We start from the raw sequence: 15771 nt of genomic DNA on the forward strand, positions 1-15771 counted from the left end.
GTCAGCTCGCCTTCCGGACGCGGAGGCCCTGCTTGGTCTCGACTCCGGCGACGATGGTCACCAGTGCGGTCTGCTGCCGCATGCCCGGTGCGGTGACGGTCGCGGCGTAGCTGCCCGGCGGCAGGCCGTCGATGCGGTAGCCGCCGCTCTTGAGGTCGCCGTTGCCCTGGTCGCCGGAGGTCGCCGTCCAGATGCGCTGACCGTCGGTCACCGTGATCGTCGCGCCGGCGTACGGGGTGGAGCCGTTCTGGACGATCCCGGACAGGGTGCCGAGCTCGTTGGTGAGGGTGACGTCCACGGTCTGGCCCGGGCCGCTCGCGCCGAGCTCGATCGGGACCGACTGGGAGGTGTAGCCCTCCAGGGTGAAGGTCACGGTGTACTCGCCGGGGGCCGCGAGGCCGCTGATGCTGAAGGTGCCGATCGAGCTGGGCGGGCCGGTGGTCAGCGTCGTCGCGGTCGGCACCAGAGCGGTCGCCTCGCCGGCTCCGTCGGCGGCGGTCGGGATGCTCGTCGCGCCGCCGACGGTGACCGTGGCGCCCCCGAGTCCCTCGCCGTCCGGCCCGAGCAGGCGCCCGGTCACGCTGCCGGTGCCGGCGACCAGGTCGACGGCCAGGCCCGGCCGGTTCTGACCCGCGCTCAGCTCGATGACCTGCGAGGTGGAGCCCCGTCCCTCCGCGGTGAAGGTGAGGACGTAGGTGCCCGGGGTGGGCAGGTTGCCGAGCGTGAAGGCGCCGACGGTGCCGACGGTCGGGGTCACGATGGCGATGTCCTCGCCCGCGACGGTGGTGGAGACGGTCACCCCGCCGAGGGCGTTGCCGGTCCCGTCGGTGACCGTGCCAGCGATGGTGCCGGCCGCAGCGGTGGGCACCACGCTCGGCTGCAGCCGCCGCTCGCCGCCCGAGACGGCGGTGACGACCTTCTTGACGGCGTACCCCTCGAACTGGAAGGCCAGCTCGTACGTCGCCGGTGCGGGCAGGTCGGTGAGCGTGTAGGCACCTGCGGTGGTCGTGGTGCGCGCGACGACGCCGGCCGGCAGGCCCTCGGGCGTGAGGATGTCGAGGGGCCGTGCGGTGACGACGGCCTCGACCGGCGTCAGCGAGGAGCCGGGGTCGACCGAGCCGGAGATGGACGCCGGCTGGCCGGTGACCACGGCGTTGATGCCCTCGACCTTCTTCTGCGGCGTGACGGCGACCTGGGTGGCCCGCCGCGGTGCGTTGCGCGCGGGGTACCAGATCGGGTCGAAGCCCTTCGCGCTGAACTTCAGGCGGTACGACGTGGGGTAGAGGCCGGGCAGCTCGTAGCTGCCGTCGGTCTCGGTGGCCGCCGAGCTGATCGGCTTGGCGATCATGCCGTCGCGACCGTCGCGGTAGGCCTCGACGAGGATCCGGCCGACGGGGAGCTCGTTGCTGGTGGCGCTGACCGTGCCGGTGATGGTGCCGCCCACGCCCGGCGGCAGCAGGCCGTCCTTCGGCATCGCTCCGGCCGGTGCCGCGGCGGCCGCGTCGCCCCCGGCTGCGCCGCCACCGGCACCGCCGGCGGCGGAGTCGCCCTCCGCCGCGCCGCTCTCGGCGCTGACGGGGAAGAACGAGGCAGGAGCGGTCTTGGTGAGCGGGTCGCCGGAGAGGACCTGGGTCAGGCCGAGCAGGAAGACCGCGGCCCACAGGCCGATGATGAGCATCAGCACGAGCGCGGTGAGCACGCCCCGGCTGACGGTCGGGCGCTGACGCAGCACGACGGTGGTGCTGGCCGCGAGCTCCGGCTCCTGCTCGGCCTCCTGCATCGCCGAGATGACGTTCGTGCGCCGGGCGGTCAGGTTGATCGCGGCGGTGCGGTCGATCTCGGCCCCCGTGAACATCCGCGGGCCGCGGAGCACCAGGATCGCGGGCGCGGTGATGCCGGGCTCGACGCGCAGGGTGCGGGGGGTGAAGCGAGCCGTCGTCCGGCTGTCCTCGATGGCGGCGTCGAGGGCCACGTCGAGGGCGGTGTTGCCGGTGTTCTCGACGTCGAGCACGAAGCGACCGGTACGCCGCCCGCGGACGGTGTGCGGCGTCCGCCCCAGGCGTACGGCGGGCCGCGCCGAGACCGACAGGTCGACGTCGACGTGCTGGCTGACCGATCCAGCGCCGTGCGAGACGACCTCGACGGTCAACGGGTGCGACCCGGCGGGCTGCGTGGCCGGCACCTCGATGGTCAGCCGGATCTGGCCCTGGGCGCCCGGGAAGAGGGGGAGCAGCTGCGGTTCGACGACCACCGTCGCGTCGGGCAGGCCGATCAGCTGGGCGGTGATGCCGTCGATGAGGTCGCTGGTGTTGACGACGTCGACCACGAGCTCGACGGTGGTCCCCGGCTCGGCCTGGACGACCCGGTCCTCGGTGGCTACCCGCACGTCGTCTCCCACTCCGGGGTGGGTCGATCCACCGCGCAGAGGAGCGAGGTGGAGGGAGACACGGTGACCTACCGAGGGTTCGCGGGCGTGCGGTGCGTGGGAGCGGGAGCCAGATCAGCCTAGGGAGGCTGATCTGTGCGCGTGGCGGAATGGCGAAAAAGGTGTCTAGTCCACTCGTCGTCCGCGTGTCGGGCGCGGGACGCCGCCGATTTCGCCCGTGCGGCCGAGCGGTCCGTGCCAGACTCGCGCAGGTGTTCATCAGCAACGTCGACTCCGGGCTGGAGAAGCTGGTCCGTGCGCGGCTCCCGCTTCCCGAGGAGATCGGCGACGTCGCCTTCGACGCCCCGACCGGCAACTGGTCGGCGCAGCTGTCGCGGATCACGGTCAACTTCTTCCTGTACGACGTGCAGCGCAGCAACCAGCCGTCGCGCTCCCAGATGACCCGCACGCCCGACCAGGGGTCGCCGCAGCGCCGGGTGCCGCAGCCGATGGTGCAGCTGGGCTACCTGGTGAGTGCCTGGGCAGGCAGCCCGCGCGACGAGCACCAGCTGCTGGGCGACCTGGTCAGCCTCTTCGCGGCCGCCGACCACGTGCCGGCCGAGTTCCTGACCGCCGCGATGACGACCTCGGTCACGCTCTCGCTCGGTGATGAGCGCAGCCTGCCCCGTGAGCTGTGGACCGCCGCCGGCGGCCAGCTCAAGGCCTCGACGACGCTGCAGGTGACCGTCGGCACCGACTCGTTCGCGTGGACCGAGGCGCCGCCGTCGGTCGAGCGGGTCGTCGCGATGGCCGATCGGATGGACCGGGCCACCCCATGAGAGCCGCGATCCACCGTCGGGTCCTCCGGGCCGGGCTGCCCCTGCTCGCCACGACCCTCCTCCTGGGCGCCTGCTCCGGCGACGACGACGAGGCCTCGGTCTTCTCCATCAAGCCGGGGGAGTGCTTCCTGGCCCCCGAGGACGTCGAGGCCCAGATCAGCGACCTCGAGGAGGTGAGCTGCGGCAAGCCCCACGACCACGAGGCGTACGCCGTCGTCCGGTTCGCCTCGGCCGGGGAGGAGGAGCCGAGCGACGAGTTCCCCGGCGACGAGGCGCTGACCAAGTTCGCCGACGGAGCGTGCGCCCAGGAGTTCAAGGCCTACGTCGGGGTCGACTACCTCGACTCCACGCTCTTCTACACCTACCTGCTGCCCTCGGCGCGCAGCTGGCAGGAGGACGACCGATCGGTCATCTGCCTGATCGCCGCGACCGGGGAGCAGCGCGAGGACTCGGTGAAGGGCTCGAAGCTGTGACACCGGCGCGGAACCGGGCCACGATGGTCGCCGAGGAACCGTCGTGAACGTTCGATCGAGGAGGACCCTGTGGGCACATCGGCCGTGACCGGAGCCATCGCGACGTGCTCCTTCGGCGTCGCACCGTCGTCGTTGAGCTTCCTGCCGATCAGCCGGGTGACCATCGAGGGGCGTCCGGCCGGCACCATCATGGACATCGCCCCGATGGTCAACGTCATGCCGTTCGGGATGTGCACCAGCATGTCCAACCCGACCGTCGCGGCCGCCACCTCCGCCGCCCTCGGGGTGCTCACCCCGATGCCGTGCGTGCCGACCATCGCCGGTCCCTGGGCGCCCGGTGCGGCCAAGACCACGATCGGCGGCAAGCCGGCCCTGGTCTCCGGCTCGACCTGCAGCTGCGCGTTCGGCGGCGTCGTCAGCATGACGATGACCGGCGCCGTGAGGACCACCGCCGGCTGAGCCTCAGCGTCGCAGCGGCCGGATCCGCGACGTCCAGACGAACGGGGCGGTGAGGCCCGCGCCGTCCTGCGAGACCCCGCGGAGCAGCTCGTCGAGCTCGGGCACGCAGCCGTCGGCGCCGCGCTGGGTCGCGGGGTGCTCGACGATGGTCAGGCAGACCTCGACCAGGTCGAGCCAGGCGTCGGCGCCGGAGGCGTGGTGGCGGGCGACGCGGGGGTGGGCGGCGACCCACGGGGCGAGGTCGGGACGCTCCAGGACGGCCGGGTCGTCGACGACCAGGGCGAGGGTCGGGCCGCGCTGCTCGGCGGTCAGGTGCGCCCGCTCGACGACCTGCAGGAACCGGCCGAGGTCGGGGGAGGGCTGCGCGGCGTGGGCGGCGGGGTCGTCGAGGGCGGCGCGCAGTGCGACGTACATGCCGATCGGGCCCATGCCGGTCGCCCGGGCCGCCTCGCGCTGGACGTGCCGGCCCTGCCGGCCGGTCGGGTGGACCCGCAGGGCGAGGATCCGGGCGTCGGGGGTGACGGCGACGCCGATGACGTCGGCGACGTGTGCGACCAGCTCGGGCGAGGTGGCGAACCGGTAGGTCTCGCTCCCGTGCGGCCGGACGCCGTACGACGCCCACGCGCGCGCCACCGTGCTGTGCCCGACGCCGAGCTGGCCGGCCAGCAGGCGCGCCGACCAGTGCGTCGCGCGCAGCATCCGGGGCGGCGGCTCGAGCGTCGCGGTCACGATGGCCCGCTCGTCGAGGTGCCGCCGACGGCCGGCGCGGGGCCGGTCGCGGAGCGCGTCGATCCCGCCCTCGTCGTACCGGCGTCGCCAGGTGGTGACGGTCGGCCGGCTCACCCCGAGGGTCCCGGCGACGGCGGCGTCGCCGGCCCCACCGGCCGCGGCGAGCACGATCCGGGCGCGCACCTCGATCGCGGGTCGACCGCAGGTCGCGAGCGCATCCAGGTCGGCGCGGGCCGCGGCGTCCAGGGGGTCGTCCAGGGGGCCGGTGAGCACGCTCCGCATCCTCGCGCACCGAGCGGCGCGGCAAAGGACTTTCGGGACAAAAGGGTGGTCACTTCGGACTACGTTGCGCCGTTCTCGCCCGGACGGCCCCAGGGGGATCAAGGATCTGGTCCGGCAGAACTTCTTGCTCCACCCCTTCCTTTCGACAAGCGGAGATCCCATGCCTACCTACACCGCCCCGGGCGTGTACATCGAGGAGGTCGCCTCCTCTCAGAAGATCCTCAGCGCGGCCCCGACGGCGGTCGCCGCCTTCGTCGGCTTCACCGAGACGTTCCCCACCGACGACGCGAACGACCCGCAGGGCCTGGCCCCCCGCCTGGTCACCAGCTGGACCCAGTTCGAGGCGCTGTACGGCGGGTTCGCCCCCGGCTGCGTGCTCCCGCTGTCGGTCTACGGCTACTTCGCCAACGGCGGCTCGATCGCCTACATCTGCCGGGTCCCGAACACCGAGCCCGCCGGTGCGCCCGCCAAGGCCGCGCTGCCCGCCTCGGACCGCGCCCTCGGCCTGCCCGTCGCCGTCGAGAGCATCGAGCCCGACGCCGACATCGCCATCGCGATCTCGACCGACGACGCCGGTGACAGCGACGACGAGGGTGCCGCCACCTTCACGCTGACCATCCTCGAGGGCGGCTCGCCCGTCGAGGAGTACTCCGGCCTCGACTTCGGCAAGGGCGACTCCAACGTCGCGACGAAGGTCAACGCGACCTCCACCAAGGTCAAGATCGAGCTCAACCTCGACGAGGACGCCGACCTGTCGGCCCAGCTCGAGCTCGTCAAGCCGGGCGTCTACCCGCTGGAGAAGGAGGCGCCGGTCCCGGTCCCCGTCACCGGCCGCAAGTTCGCCGGCTCCGAGTCGGCCCGCGCCGGCATCAACGGCCTCGCCGTCGCCGACGACGTCACCATCGTGGTCGTCCCCGACCTGATCACCGCCGCCACCAAGGAGGACGGGTCGATCGACCTCGGCCTCTGGAAGGCCGTGCAGACCGCCCTGATCTCGCACTGCGAGCAGAACGGCAACCGGATGGCCATCCTCGACTCCCCTCCGGGCTTCAACCCGCAGCAGATCAAGGAGTGGCGCTCCGAGGTCGCGATGTACGACTCGGCCTACGCCGCGCTGTACTACCCCTGGATCAAGGTCGAGAACCCGAACCCGACCAACGGCGACAACGAGATCCTGATCCCCCCGTCCGGCCACATCGCCGGCGTCTGGGCGCGCACCGACGACACCCGCGGCGTGTGGAAGGCCCCGGCCAACGACACGATGCGCGGCGTGCTCGACATCGAGCGCAGCGTCACCCAGAACGAGCAGTCGCTGCTCAACCCGATCGGCATCAACTGCATCCGCCCGTTCGGCACCCGCGGCATCCGCATCTGGGGCGCCCGCACCCTGGCCTCGGACACCGACTGGAACTACATCAACGTCCGCCGCCTGTTCAACATGGTGGAGACCGCCATCCTCAGCGGCACGCAGTGGGCCGTCTTCGAGCCCAACGACGTCACCCTGTGGGAGGGCGTCAACCGCACGGTCAGCGGCTTCCTGCGCGGTCTGTGGACCGCCGGCGCGCTGTCCGGCGCGAGCGCCGACCAGGCGTTCTACGTCAAGTGCGACGCCTCGACCAACCCGCCGGAGTCGGTCGACGCCGGCATGCTGATCGTCGAGGTCGGTATCGCCCCGGTGAAGCCCGCGGAGTTCGTGGTCTTCCGCATCGCCCAGCACAAGCAGTCCTCCTGACCTTCGCCCCTGTTCACAGATAAGGAACACAGATGAGCCTCATCTCGACCGACCCGGTCGTATCCCAGAACTTCTTCCTCGAGATCGACGACGTGGCGATCGTGCTGTCCGGCGTCTCGGGCTTCGAGCAGGAGATCGACGTCGTGGAGACCACCCAGGTGGGCGCCAACGGCATGAGCGAGCTGGTCAAGACCCGTGGCACCGCCACCAAGGTCGCTGACCTCTCCATCACCCGCATGGCTCCGCTGGACGCCATGAGCGACCCGATCTGGAAGTGGTTCACGGACGTCCGTGACAAGGGCTTCGCGGCCGCCGACCGTACGAACAACCGCAAGAACGGCTCGATCGTGCTGTACGACGTCGTCGGCACCGAGGTCGGCCGCTTCAACTTCTTCAGCGCCTGGCCGAGCAAGATCGCGACCGACGGCGTCTCCGCTGACTCCAACGACCCGCTGAAGGAGACGATCACCCTGGTGATCGAGCGCCTCCAGCGGGTCAAGTGAGCCAGTTCCCCTCGGGGACCACCACGAAGAAGTGATACTGGGTTCGTGACCCTCAAGACGTCGTACGAGTTCACCCTCCCGCGCGGCTACGTCGACCAGGACGGCGGTCTGCACAAGACCGGCACCATGCGTCTGGCGACCGCCCGTGACGAGCTGGAGCCGCTGCGCGACCCGCGCATCACCGGCCCCGACGACCCGCGCCTGACCATCCTGGTGCTGACCCGGGTGGTCCAGAAGCTCGGCAGCCTCGAGATGGTGACCGCACACGAGATCGAAGGCCTCTTCGCCGTCGACCTCGCGTTCCTCCAGGACTTCTACGGAGTGATCAACTTCGGGAGCCAGGAGGAGTACGACGCCCTGATCAACGCCCAGGAGTCGAGCGCGCTGCTCGGGACCGCCCCCGCGGCGGCCCCGGCAGCGACGCCGGCACCCGAGCCCGAGCCGGCCGCCGACGGCGCGTCCGACGGCGCGGACGGGCTCGACGGCGAGTCGGAGCCGGGGGCAGCGGCCACGCCGCCGCCCACGGTCTCCCGGCCCCACATGCGTCGCGGCATCGAGGAGCTCCCGCGGCGGACGCAGTAGGCGTCGCCGGATGCTGCGCTATCCGACCGACGCCCTGTGGCAGGAGATCGCCTACCTGGCGTACCACCTGCACTGGAGCCTCGACGAGCTGCTCGACCTCGAGCACATGGACCGCGTGCGGATGGTGCGCGCGGTCGTCTCCCTGAACGAGCGAGCATGGCAGGTGGTGCGTGACCATGGCTGACCCGGCGACCCAGATGCTGGGCGGTGATCTGCCGACCGCTGCCCGCTTCCTCTTCGAGCTCGACGGGGTCGAGCTCGGCATCTTCCGCGAGATCCACGGCCTGCAGGTCACCGTCGGGGTCGAGGAGTTCCGCGAGGGCGGCCAGAACGGCTTCAGCCACCGCGTCCCGGGCCGGATGACCTGGCCCAACGTGGTCTTCAAGCGCGGCATCACCCAGAGCAACGCGCTCTTCGACTGGCTCAACAAGTCCTCCGGCGAGGGCTTCGCGGCGTCGAGCAACAAGCTGACCCGGTCCACCGGCGCGATCACCGCCCTCGGCGGCGACGGCACCCGGCTGCGGGCCTGGGAGCTGATCGACGTGTTCCCCGTGCGCTGGAAGGGTCCCGAGTTCTCCGTCGAGAGCCGCGACGCGCTCGAGGAGGAGCTGGAGATCACCCACCACGGCTTCCGGGCCAAGACCCAGTCCTAGCCGGTCCGGGACCTTTCCGAGTTCGCAGACCTGGGACCCCCGACCGTGGCAGGCTGTGCGTGACCATGAGCGAGACGACGATCGAGACCGCCCCCGAGGCGCCCAGCCACTGGTTGGGCGCGGCAGCGGTGCGTCGCATGCGGATGCCCGGCCCGCCGTTGGGTCGCCCGCTCCCGTCGCGGATCGGCAGCCTGGCCTCCGGCGTGAGCCGGTTCGCCGCCGCCACCTCCCGCCCGGTCGAGGTACGGCGCGCGCTGGCCGGCCCCGATCCCACCGCCTCGCTCGAGGGCTACGTCCGTCCGCCGCGCTGGTGGGTCCCGATGCCGGCCTCGCCGGAGGTCGCCGCCTCCGCGCCGGCTGCTCCCGGTCGGGCCGTCGGCCTGCGCCGCGCGGTCGCCGCCGCGTCGTCGACCCCGAGCTGGCTCGCGCCGTCGCGCTCCGTGCCGGTCGAGCAGTTGGGCGGCCGCGAGCTGCCCCGGGCCGCCCGGTCGGTCCCCAACGAGCAGAGCTGGAGTCCCGGCGGCATCGTCGGCGGGCTGCAGGCCGAGGTCGCCAACGTCCGCCGCCACACCGAGACCGTGGCGGCCGGCCCGATGCTGATGGCCGCCGACCAGGCCCGGCTGCACGCCGCCACGGTCGCCCGCAAGAACGCCGAGGCCGCCGCCTCCGCCCCGGCCTCGATGGCGCCCGCCCGCCCGTCCGCGCCCCCGCCGGCCCCGGTCCGCCGTACCCCTGCGGCGTCGGCGCCGCCCGCGCCCGCCCCGCCGTCCCCGCCCGCCGCCTCGGCGCCCGCCCCCAGCCCCGCCACGCCCCCGGCCGCCCCCCGGTCGCCGGGCGGCGGGAGTCCCTCCGGTCCGCGGGCGAGCGCAGGTGACTCGGGGTCCGGCCCCGAGGGTGAGCGCGGCGGTCCGACCGCCGGTCCCGCGGCTGCCGCCCCGACGGCTCCCACCCCGACGGCTCCCACTCCGACGGCTCCGCTGTCGTCGACTCCCGGTGTGCCCTCCGTCCCGCCTGCTCCGACCGCTTCCGCGCCGTCCGGCTCCGCTGCTGGCGCATCGGCGGCCGTGCCGTCGGCCCCGGCCGGTCCGGCTCCCGCCGTACGACGCACTCCGAGCGCCGGCTCCGCCGCGCCCGCTGCTCCGGCCATGCCGGTCACACCGGCCGGCCCGGCCGCGCCCTCGGCGCCCGCTGCGGGCGGTCCGCCCGCGAGCGCGGTCCCGACCTCGTCCGGCACATCGGGCGCGTCGGGCACGTCCGTGCCATCGTCCGCCATCTCGACGACCGCGGTCCGCCGGTCGGCCTGGCAGCTCTCGCCGACCCGGCCGCGGTTCAGCAGCGTCGTCCGCCGGGCTCCCGTCGCCGGCCGCGGCCCGCAGGCCCTCGACCAGCTCGCGACCGCGTCGACCAGCACCGGCGACCGCTCGCTGGCCAGCGGGGTCTCGACGCCGGTGGCGATCCGCGCCGGTGGCTCCGACCTGATCTCCCGCTCCCACGCCGCTGCCCCCTCGTCGCGGCGCGACCTCTGGGGCGCCACCAGCGTGGTGATGCGTCAGGCCGCCGAGACGCGCCGGTTGGCCGCTGCGGCTTCCGCCGCGGCCGCGGCGCCCCCGGGCACGGCGCCCGCCGCCACCGCGCGTCCGACCGCGGTCCCGGCGTCCTCGGCCGCCGCAGGTCCCTCGTCCGCGCCGGCGAGCCCGGTCCGTCGTTCGACCGCCGGGCCGGCGTCTGCCCCGGCTCCGTCGGCGACCCCCGCCCCCGCCGCGCCGTCCGCGGCCGCCGACCCGACCTCGGGCCCGTCGGTCGCCGGCAGCAGCCCGGCCGCGCCGTCCGCTCCGGCCTCGACCTCGCCCTCGGCCTCGGCGCCGTCCGGGGCGACCCCGGCCCCCGCCGTCGGGCCCACCATCCACCGACTGCCGGCCGACCCCTCGGTCCCCGTCCCCGCGGCCGAGGCAGCGCGGGCCGCGGCGACTGCGCCGTCGCCGGCGGCGTCCGCGACCGTCCCGGGCACCGCCGCCGCGTCGACCGCCCCGGCCGCGTCGTCGGCGTCGGCGACCGTGCCCGAGCCCGCAACCGGCCCGACCCTGCTGCGGAGCGCGCGCGAGGTCCTGGCTGCCCCGCTCGGCGGCGCACCCGGCAACCTGTTCCGCACCACCGCCCGCTCGATCCGCCGGATGTGGAGCCCCGAGGTCGCCGACACCGCGATCCGGCCCGCCACCGAGGTCCGTCGCTCCGCGGTCGCCCCGGGCATCGCCGCCGCTGCGGCGTCCGCCCCGGCACCGGCCTCCAGCAGCTCGGCCGCCCGCACGAGCACCCCGGCGGTCGCCGTCGCCCCGCCCGAGGTACGCCGTACCCCCGCCTCCGCCGGTCCCTCCGCCCCGCCGCCGGCCACCTCGCCGGCCACCTCGCCGGCCACCTCGCCGGCCACCTCCCCGGCCCCGGCAGCGTCGGGTGCGCCCACCGCTGCCACCTCGTCGAGCACCTCGCCGACCGCGCGCCCGGCCGCTCCGGGGGCGTCGAGTCCCGCGGTCGCGAGCCCGGCTCCGCCCAGCCCGGCCACCGCGGGGGAGCTCCGCCGCAGCCCGGCCGTCGGTCCCGCCGCGACGTCGGGAACCACCCCGACCCCGACCCCGGTCGCGGCACCAGCGGCCGCGACCTCGTCGCCCGCGCCGTCGCCCACGACGGCGTCCATCCCGCCGTCCACCCCGGCGCGCGAGCAGGCGCCCGAGCAGGTCCGACGCGTCACCACCCAGCAGGTCGGCGAGCCGCCTCGTCCGGTCGCCTCGCTGCTGTCCGGGTCCTTCTCACCCGCCACGGCGACCACCAGCGGCTCCATCGCGATGCCCGAACTGATGACCGTGCGGCGCCGGACGGCCTTCGGCGTCGACGCGCGCCGTTCGCTGGCGTCGGGCTTCGCCGGCGCCGAGGCGATCCGCCCGGTCACCGGCGCGACCACCTCGGGCGCGGCCACTCGGCCGCTGACCACGCCGACCCCGCGCTCCGGTACGGCGCCCGCCCGGGCCGCCGCCGCGAGCGCTGCGCCGCTGCGCCGCAGCGCCTCCGCTCCCGCGGCCGGCGCCGGCAGCGCCCCGGCCGGGGCCCCCGCCCGCCCGACGACCCCGGCGGCCGCCACCGCCACCGCCAGCTCGGCGACGACGCCGGCCGGGTCTACGGCCCCCGCGACCGCGCCGGCGCGGTTGATCGAACGTTCGATCAACCCCCAGGCCGCCCCGGCCGACGCGAGCCGGAGCAACGCCCCGGCCACGTCGATCCCGGCCACGTCGACCGGCGCCACGTCGACCCCCGCCGCGTCGACCGCCTCGACGCCGCTCTACCCCACCCCGGCCGCGCCCCGCGAGGTGGCCACCCCGGCGGCCTCGCCGACCACCGTGCTCCGCTGGGCCCGCCCCGGCGCCCCCGGCTCCACGGCCTCGAGCGCCTCCGCGTCGCTGGCCGGCGGACCGGTGCTCGGTGCGGCCCGGACGTCGTACGCCGCGCCGCCGACCCCGGGTGGCGTCCCGGTCCCCGGCCTGCTCGCCCGTGCCGACCGCGGTGGCGAGGTGCTGCGTCGTACCCCTGCCGGGTCGCCGTCCGCACCGGCGGCCAGCAGCGCCGGCCCGTGGACACCGGCGGCCGCCGTCCCCGGTCCCGTCACGGTCCCCGGCACCGTCCTCCGCTCGGTCGACTCCGCCCCGCCGGTCCCGGCGGTCGGCCTGATCGCCCCACCCGGAGCCGGTCCGACCGGCGGACCCGGTGCGGCCCCGGCGGGCCGGATCAGCCGGATGACCGTGGCCCCGCCCCGGATCAGCATCAGCCCGTCGCGGGTCGACGGTGCGTCCGACGCCCCGCCCGTCCCCGACGTCGCCCGCCGCACCCCGGCGAGCAGCGCCCCGGCGAGCAGCGCGACCAGCAGCCCGTCCACCTCCTCGACCAGCCCGAGCGGCGCCCCGCAGTCGCTGGTCGAGTCCACCGCCCACCTGTTCAGCTCGGTCCCCGAGGGCGTCGTACGACGTCTCCTCGACGAGGGAGGATCCTCCATGTCCGGTCACCAGCAGCACTCGTGGTCGGCCGGGGGCCCGTCGTCCTCCGGACCGGTGATCCGTCGCTCCCTGTCGACGCTCGAGGAGTCCAGCCCCACCGCCATCTCCAGCGGTGGCGACGGCGGCTTCCGCGAGGCCCTGCAGCCCGGCGGGGCCCTGGAGGGCCTGGTCGACGCGGTCGTCGAGCGGGTCGAGCAGCGCGTCATCGACGAGCTCGAGCGGCGCGGTCGGCGCCAGGACTGGGCGGCGTTCTGATGGCCGAGCTCGAGAAGGCGTTCCTGGAGACCGAGGACGGCACCCGGGTGCCCTGCCTCTACAACCCCGAGACCCTCAGCATCGGGCGCCGCAACAACTGGGTGTCCAACCCGATGCCCGGCAAGGGCGTCCCGACCCTGCAGTACGCCGGCGCCAGCTCCGGCTGGATGGCCCTCGACCTGATCTTCGACACCACCGACGTCGGCACCGCGGTCACCGCCCACACCGGGAAGATCCTGGGCCTGATGGAGGTCGACCCGAGCCTGCCCGGCTCCGACGAGACCACCAACAACGCGCGGCCACCGACGGTGACGTTCCACTGGGGCGACCTGCACTCGTTCAAGGCCGTCGTCCAGGACCTGCGACTCACCTTCACCTACTTCTCCTCGACCGGCGTGCCGCTGCGGGCGCAGCTGCACCTGGAGCTGATGCAGTACGAGCGGTCCAACGCGTTCGGTCCGCAGAACCCGACGTCCGGCACCCCCAACCCGAGCCGGGTGCACCGGGTGCAGCCGGGGGAGACCCTCGACCGGATCAGCGCCCGCTACTACGGCGACGCCACCCGCTGGCGGGTGCTGGCCAGCGCCAACGGCCTCGAGGACCCACTGGCCATCAAGGCCGGTGCGCTCCTCGACATCCCGCGGCTGGAGGCCTGATGCCGGCCGTCCTGACCGCGCCGTCCATCAAGCTCGAAGGCGCGTCGCTGGCGCAGAAGTGGCTGGAGAACCTCGTGTCGGTCCGGGTCGAGCGCGCGCTCGGCCTGGTCGGTCGCTCAACGCTGCGGTTCGTCGACAACGGCTACGCGCTGGCCACCTCGGCGGCCTTCAAGGTGGGCGCGGAGGTGGAGGTCCTCGCCGGGACGAAGTCGCTGTTCAAGGGTGAGGTCACCGGGATCGCCCTCGACCAGGACGGCCTGCACACCCCCGAGCTCATCGTCACCGTCGACGACAAGGCGCACCGGATGGGCGGCAGCGTCAAGAGCCGCGCGTTCCTCAACCAGACCTACAGCGACATCATCTCCAAGCTGGTCGCCGGCACCGGGCTGAGCGCCTCGGTCAGCGGCGCCACCGGCTCGCACCCCTACCTCCTCCAGGCCGGCTCCGACCTCGACTACCTCAACGCGCTGGCCGCCCGCGCGGGCCTGGTGTGGTTCGTCGAGGGCACCAGCCTCAAGGTCCAGGCCGCCGGCACCTCCAGCGCCACGGTCAACGTCGAGCTCGGTACGGCGCAGCTGTGGTCGTTCTCCGTGAAGGCCTCGGCCGGCGGCCCCGACAAGGTGTCGGTGACCGGCTGGGACCAGTCGCAGCAGGCCGCGATCAAGGGCGAGTCCGAGGTGAAGTCGTCGGCTGAGTCCACCTTCGTCACCCACGTCCCCGGCCGCAGCGGGGCGGGCTCGCGCGGCTGGAGCAAGGACGCCCTGGTGGCCGACCCGCCGCCGCTGGACTCCGCCGAGGCCACCACGCTCGCCAAGTCGTTCCTGGCGGACGTGCGCGCCGCCGGGGTGCTGGCCCGCGGCACCGGTGAGGCCAACGCCGCGATCGCCCCCGGCGTGACGGTCAAGGTCGCCAACGCCGGGCCCACGTCCGGCAGCTACCTGGTCTCGAAGGTCGAGCACACCTACAACCACAGCCAGGGCTTCCTCACGAAGTTCGCCGCCGGTCCGCACCGGCCGGCCGACATGGTCGACGTGCTCGGCGCCGGCCGTCGCGACCCGGGCCTGACCATGAGCGGCGTGCTGCCGGCCCTGGTCACCGACCTGGCCGACCCGGACAAGATCGGCCGGGCCAAGGTGAAGTACACGACGATCTCCGGCGACGTCGAGTCCCACTGGGCCCGCCTGGTGACCCTGGGCGGCGGCGACAAGCGCGGCATGGTCTTCACCCCCGAGGTCAACGACGAGGTGCTGATCGCCTTCGAGCAGGGCGACACCCGCCGGCCGGTGATCCTGGGCGGGCTGTTCTCGAAGAACAAGGGCCTGCCCACCGCCGACGACGTCGACCAGAACAAGGTGAAGTACCGGCGGATCACCTCGCGGCTGGGCCACCTGATCGAGCTCGCCGACGGCGACCAGCCCGCCGAGCAGCACATCCTGATCACCCTCAAGGGCAAGAAGCACAAGATCCGGCTGGGCGAGGACAAGTTCGACATCGAGATCGACAAGAAGCCGGTGACGATCACCAACGGCCAGGCCACGATCAAGTTCAGCGACTCGGGCGACGTCACGATCGAGGGCAACAACATCACGTTGAAGGCCAAGCAGAAGGTCGACGTCTCCGGCGGCACCGAGGTCGGCCTCAAGGGCAACACCAAGGCGTCCCTCGAGGGGGCCCAGGTGGAGGTCAAGGCCTCGGCGACCGGCAAGGTCGAGGCGGGCGGTCCGCTGACCATCAAGGGCGCGATGGTGGCGATCAACTGATGTCCGAGATCGCGCTGCCCGGCAGCAACGACGGCGACAGCAGCCTGTTCGTCGGCCGCGGGTTCGGCTGGCCCCTGGGCGTCGACCACACCGGCTCGATCCGGCTCTCCGACGGCATCCCCGAACTGGACCGCTCGATCGAGATCGTGCTGATGACCGCGCCGGGCGAGCGGCTGATGCGCCCCCAGTTCGGCTGCCGGATCTGGGACCTGCTCTTCGAGCCGGTGACCGCCAACCTCCTCGGCCTGATCTCCCAGGCGGTGCGCGACGCGCTGGCCCAGTGGGAGCCGCGGGTGATCGTCGAGGACGTCGACCCGCAGCCGGACGCGGACAACCCCTCCCTGGTCCGGATCGGCATCACCTACCGGGTGCGCGCCACCAACGACCGGCGCAACCTGGTCTACCCGTTCTACGTCATCCCGCACGACGCCGAGTGAAGAGCGAGC

At 73.9% G+C, this 15771-nt stretch carries 14 protein-coding genes; 12 read left to right on the forward strand and 2 right to left on the reverse strand.

The genetic code is table 11. The annotated features are described in order from the left end of the window. Position 1: 1 nt before the first annotated feature. Positions 2–2386 (reverse strand): carboxypeptidase-like regulatory domain-containing protein, encoded by a 2385-nt coding sequence (locus V7S47_RS00040; RefSeq protein ID WP_336559714.1) that lies wholly within the window; start codon positions 2384–2386, stop codon positions 2–4. Between the two features lie 251 nt (positions 2387–2637). On the opposite strand from V7S47_RS00040, the gene V7S47_RS00045 reads away from it, so the two are divergent. The 3 genes from V7S47_RS00045 to V7S47_RS00055 all read left to right on the forward strand — a co-directional run bounded on the left by V7S47_RS00045 (position 2638) and on the right by V7S47_RS00055 (position 4136). Then, positions 2638–3204 (forward strand): DUF4255 domain-containing protein, encoded by a 567-nt coding sequence (locus tag V7S47_RS00045; RefSeq protein ID WP_336559715.1) that lies wholly within the window; start codon positions 2638–2640, stop codon positions 3202–3204. Next, positions 3201–3677: a septum formation family protein gene (locus V7S47_RS00050; RefSeq protein WP_336559716.1), complete on the forward strand. Its 477-nt coding sequence runs from the start codon at positions 3201–3203 to the stop codon at positions 3675–3677. Before V7S47_RS00045 ends, V7S47_RS00050 begins: the two co-directional genes overlap by 4 nt. 69 nt (positions 3678–3746) lie before the next feature. Beyond that, positions 3747–4136, forward strand: a complete 390-nt coding sequence (locus V7S47_RS00055) for a DUF4280 domain-containing protein (RefSeq protein WP_336559717.1) — start codon at positions 3747–3749, stop codon at positions 4134–4136. 3 nt (positions 4137–4139) lie between these two features. On the opposite strand, the gene V7S47_RS00060 is transcribed toward V7S47_RS00055, so the two are convergent. Continuing rightward, positions 4140–5138 (reverse strand): helix-turn-helix domain-containing protein, encoded by a 999-nt coding sequence (locus V7S47_RS00060; protein ID WP_336559718.1) that lies wholly within the window; start codon positions 5136–5138, stop codon positions 4140–4142. Between the two features lie 169 nt (positions 5139–5307). Here V7S47_RS00060 and V7S47_RS00065 point away from each other — a divergent pair, with 169 nt between their 5' ends. The 9 genes from V7S47_RS00065 (at position 5308) to V7S47_RS00105 (ending at position 15762) form a co-directional block, all read left to right on the forward strand. Beyond that, positions 5308–6879 carry a phage tail sheath family protein gene (locus V7S47_RS00065; RefSeq protein ID WP_336559719.1) on the forward strand — a complete coding sequence of 524 codons (1572 nt, stop codon included), beginning with the start codon at positions 5308–5310 and terminating at the stop codon, positions 6877–6879. A 32-nt stretch (positions 6880–6911) separates the two neighbouring features. After that, a complete protein-coding gene (locus V7S47_RS00070; RefSeq protein ID WP_090859686.1) occupies positions 6912–7382 on the forward strand; it encodes a phage tail protein in 471 nt (156 codons plus the stop codon). 45 nt (positions 7383–7427) lie between these two features. Further along, entirely contained in the window at positions 7428–7964 is a 537-nt protein-coding gene (locus V7S47_RS00075) for a hypothetical protein (RefSeq protein WP_336559720.1), read from the forward strand. Positions 7965–7974: 10 nt separating this feature from the next. After that, positions 7975–8148 carry a DUF6760 family protein gene (locus V7S47_RS00080; protein WP_170867144.1) on the forward strand — a complete coding sequence of 58 codons (174 nt, stop codon included), beginning with the start codon at positions 7975–7977 and terminating at the stop codon, positions 8146–8148. Next, positions 8141–8617 (forward strand): phage tail protein, encoded by a 477-nt coding sequence (locus tag V7S47_RS00085; RefSeq protein ID WP_090859684.1) that lies wholly within the window; start codon positions 8141–8143, stop codon positions 8615–8617. The genes V7S47_RS00080 and V7S47_RS00085 overlap by 8 nt, the downstream gene beginning before the upstream one ends. Before the next feature lie 65 nt (positions 8618–8682). After that, complete coding sequence (locus tag V7S47_RS00090) at positions 8683–12909, forward strand: hypothetical protein (RefSeq protein WP_336559721.1); 4227 nt, start codon at positions 8683–8685, stop codon at positions 12907–12909. Next, the gene (locus tag V7S47_RS00095; RefSeq protein WP_090859680.1) at positions 12909–13565 is read left to right on the forward strand and encodes a CIS tube protein; all 657 of its coding nucleotides are present in this window, start codon (positions 12909–12911) and stop codon (positions 13563–13565) included. Before V7S47_RS00090 ends, V7S47_RS00095 begins: the two co-directional genes overlap by 1 nt. Next, positions 13565–15325 (forward strand): phage baseplate assembly protein V, encoded by a 1761-nt coding sequence (locus tag V7S47_RS00100; protein ID WP_336559722.1) that lies wholly within the window; start codon positions 13565–13567, stop codon positions 15323–15325. The genes V7S47_RS00095 and V7S47_RS00100 overlap by 1 nt, the downstream gene beginning before the upstream one ends. Next, positions 15325–15762: a GPW/gp25 family protein gene (locus V7S47_RS00105; protein ID WP_090859676.1), complete on the forward strand. Its 438-nt coding sequence runs from the start codon at positions 15325–15327 to the stop codon at positions 15760–15762. Before V7S47_RS00100 ends, V7S47_RS00105 begins: the two co-directional genes overlap by 1 nt. Positions 15763–15771 lie beyond the last annotated feature (9 nt).

This window comes from Nocardioides sp. CCNWLW216 (genome assembly GCF_037120545.1).
Lineage (GTDB): Bacteria > Actinomycetota > Actinomycetes > Propionibacteriales > Nocardioidaceae > Nocardioides > Nocardioides lianchengensis.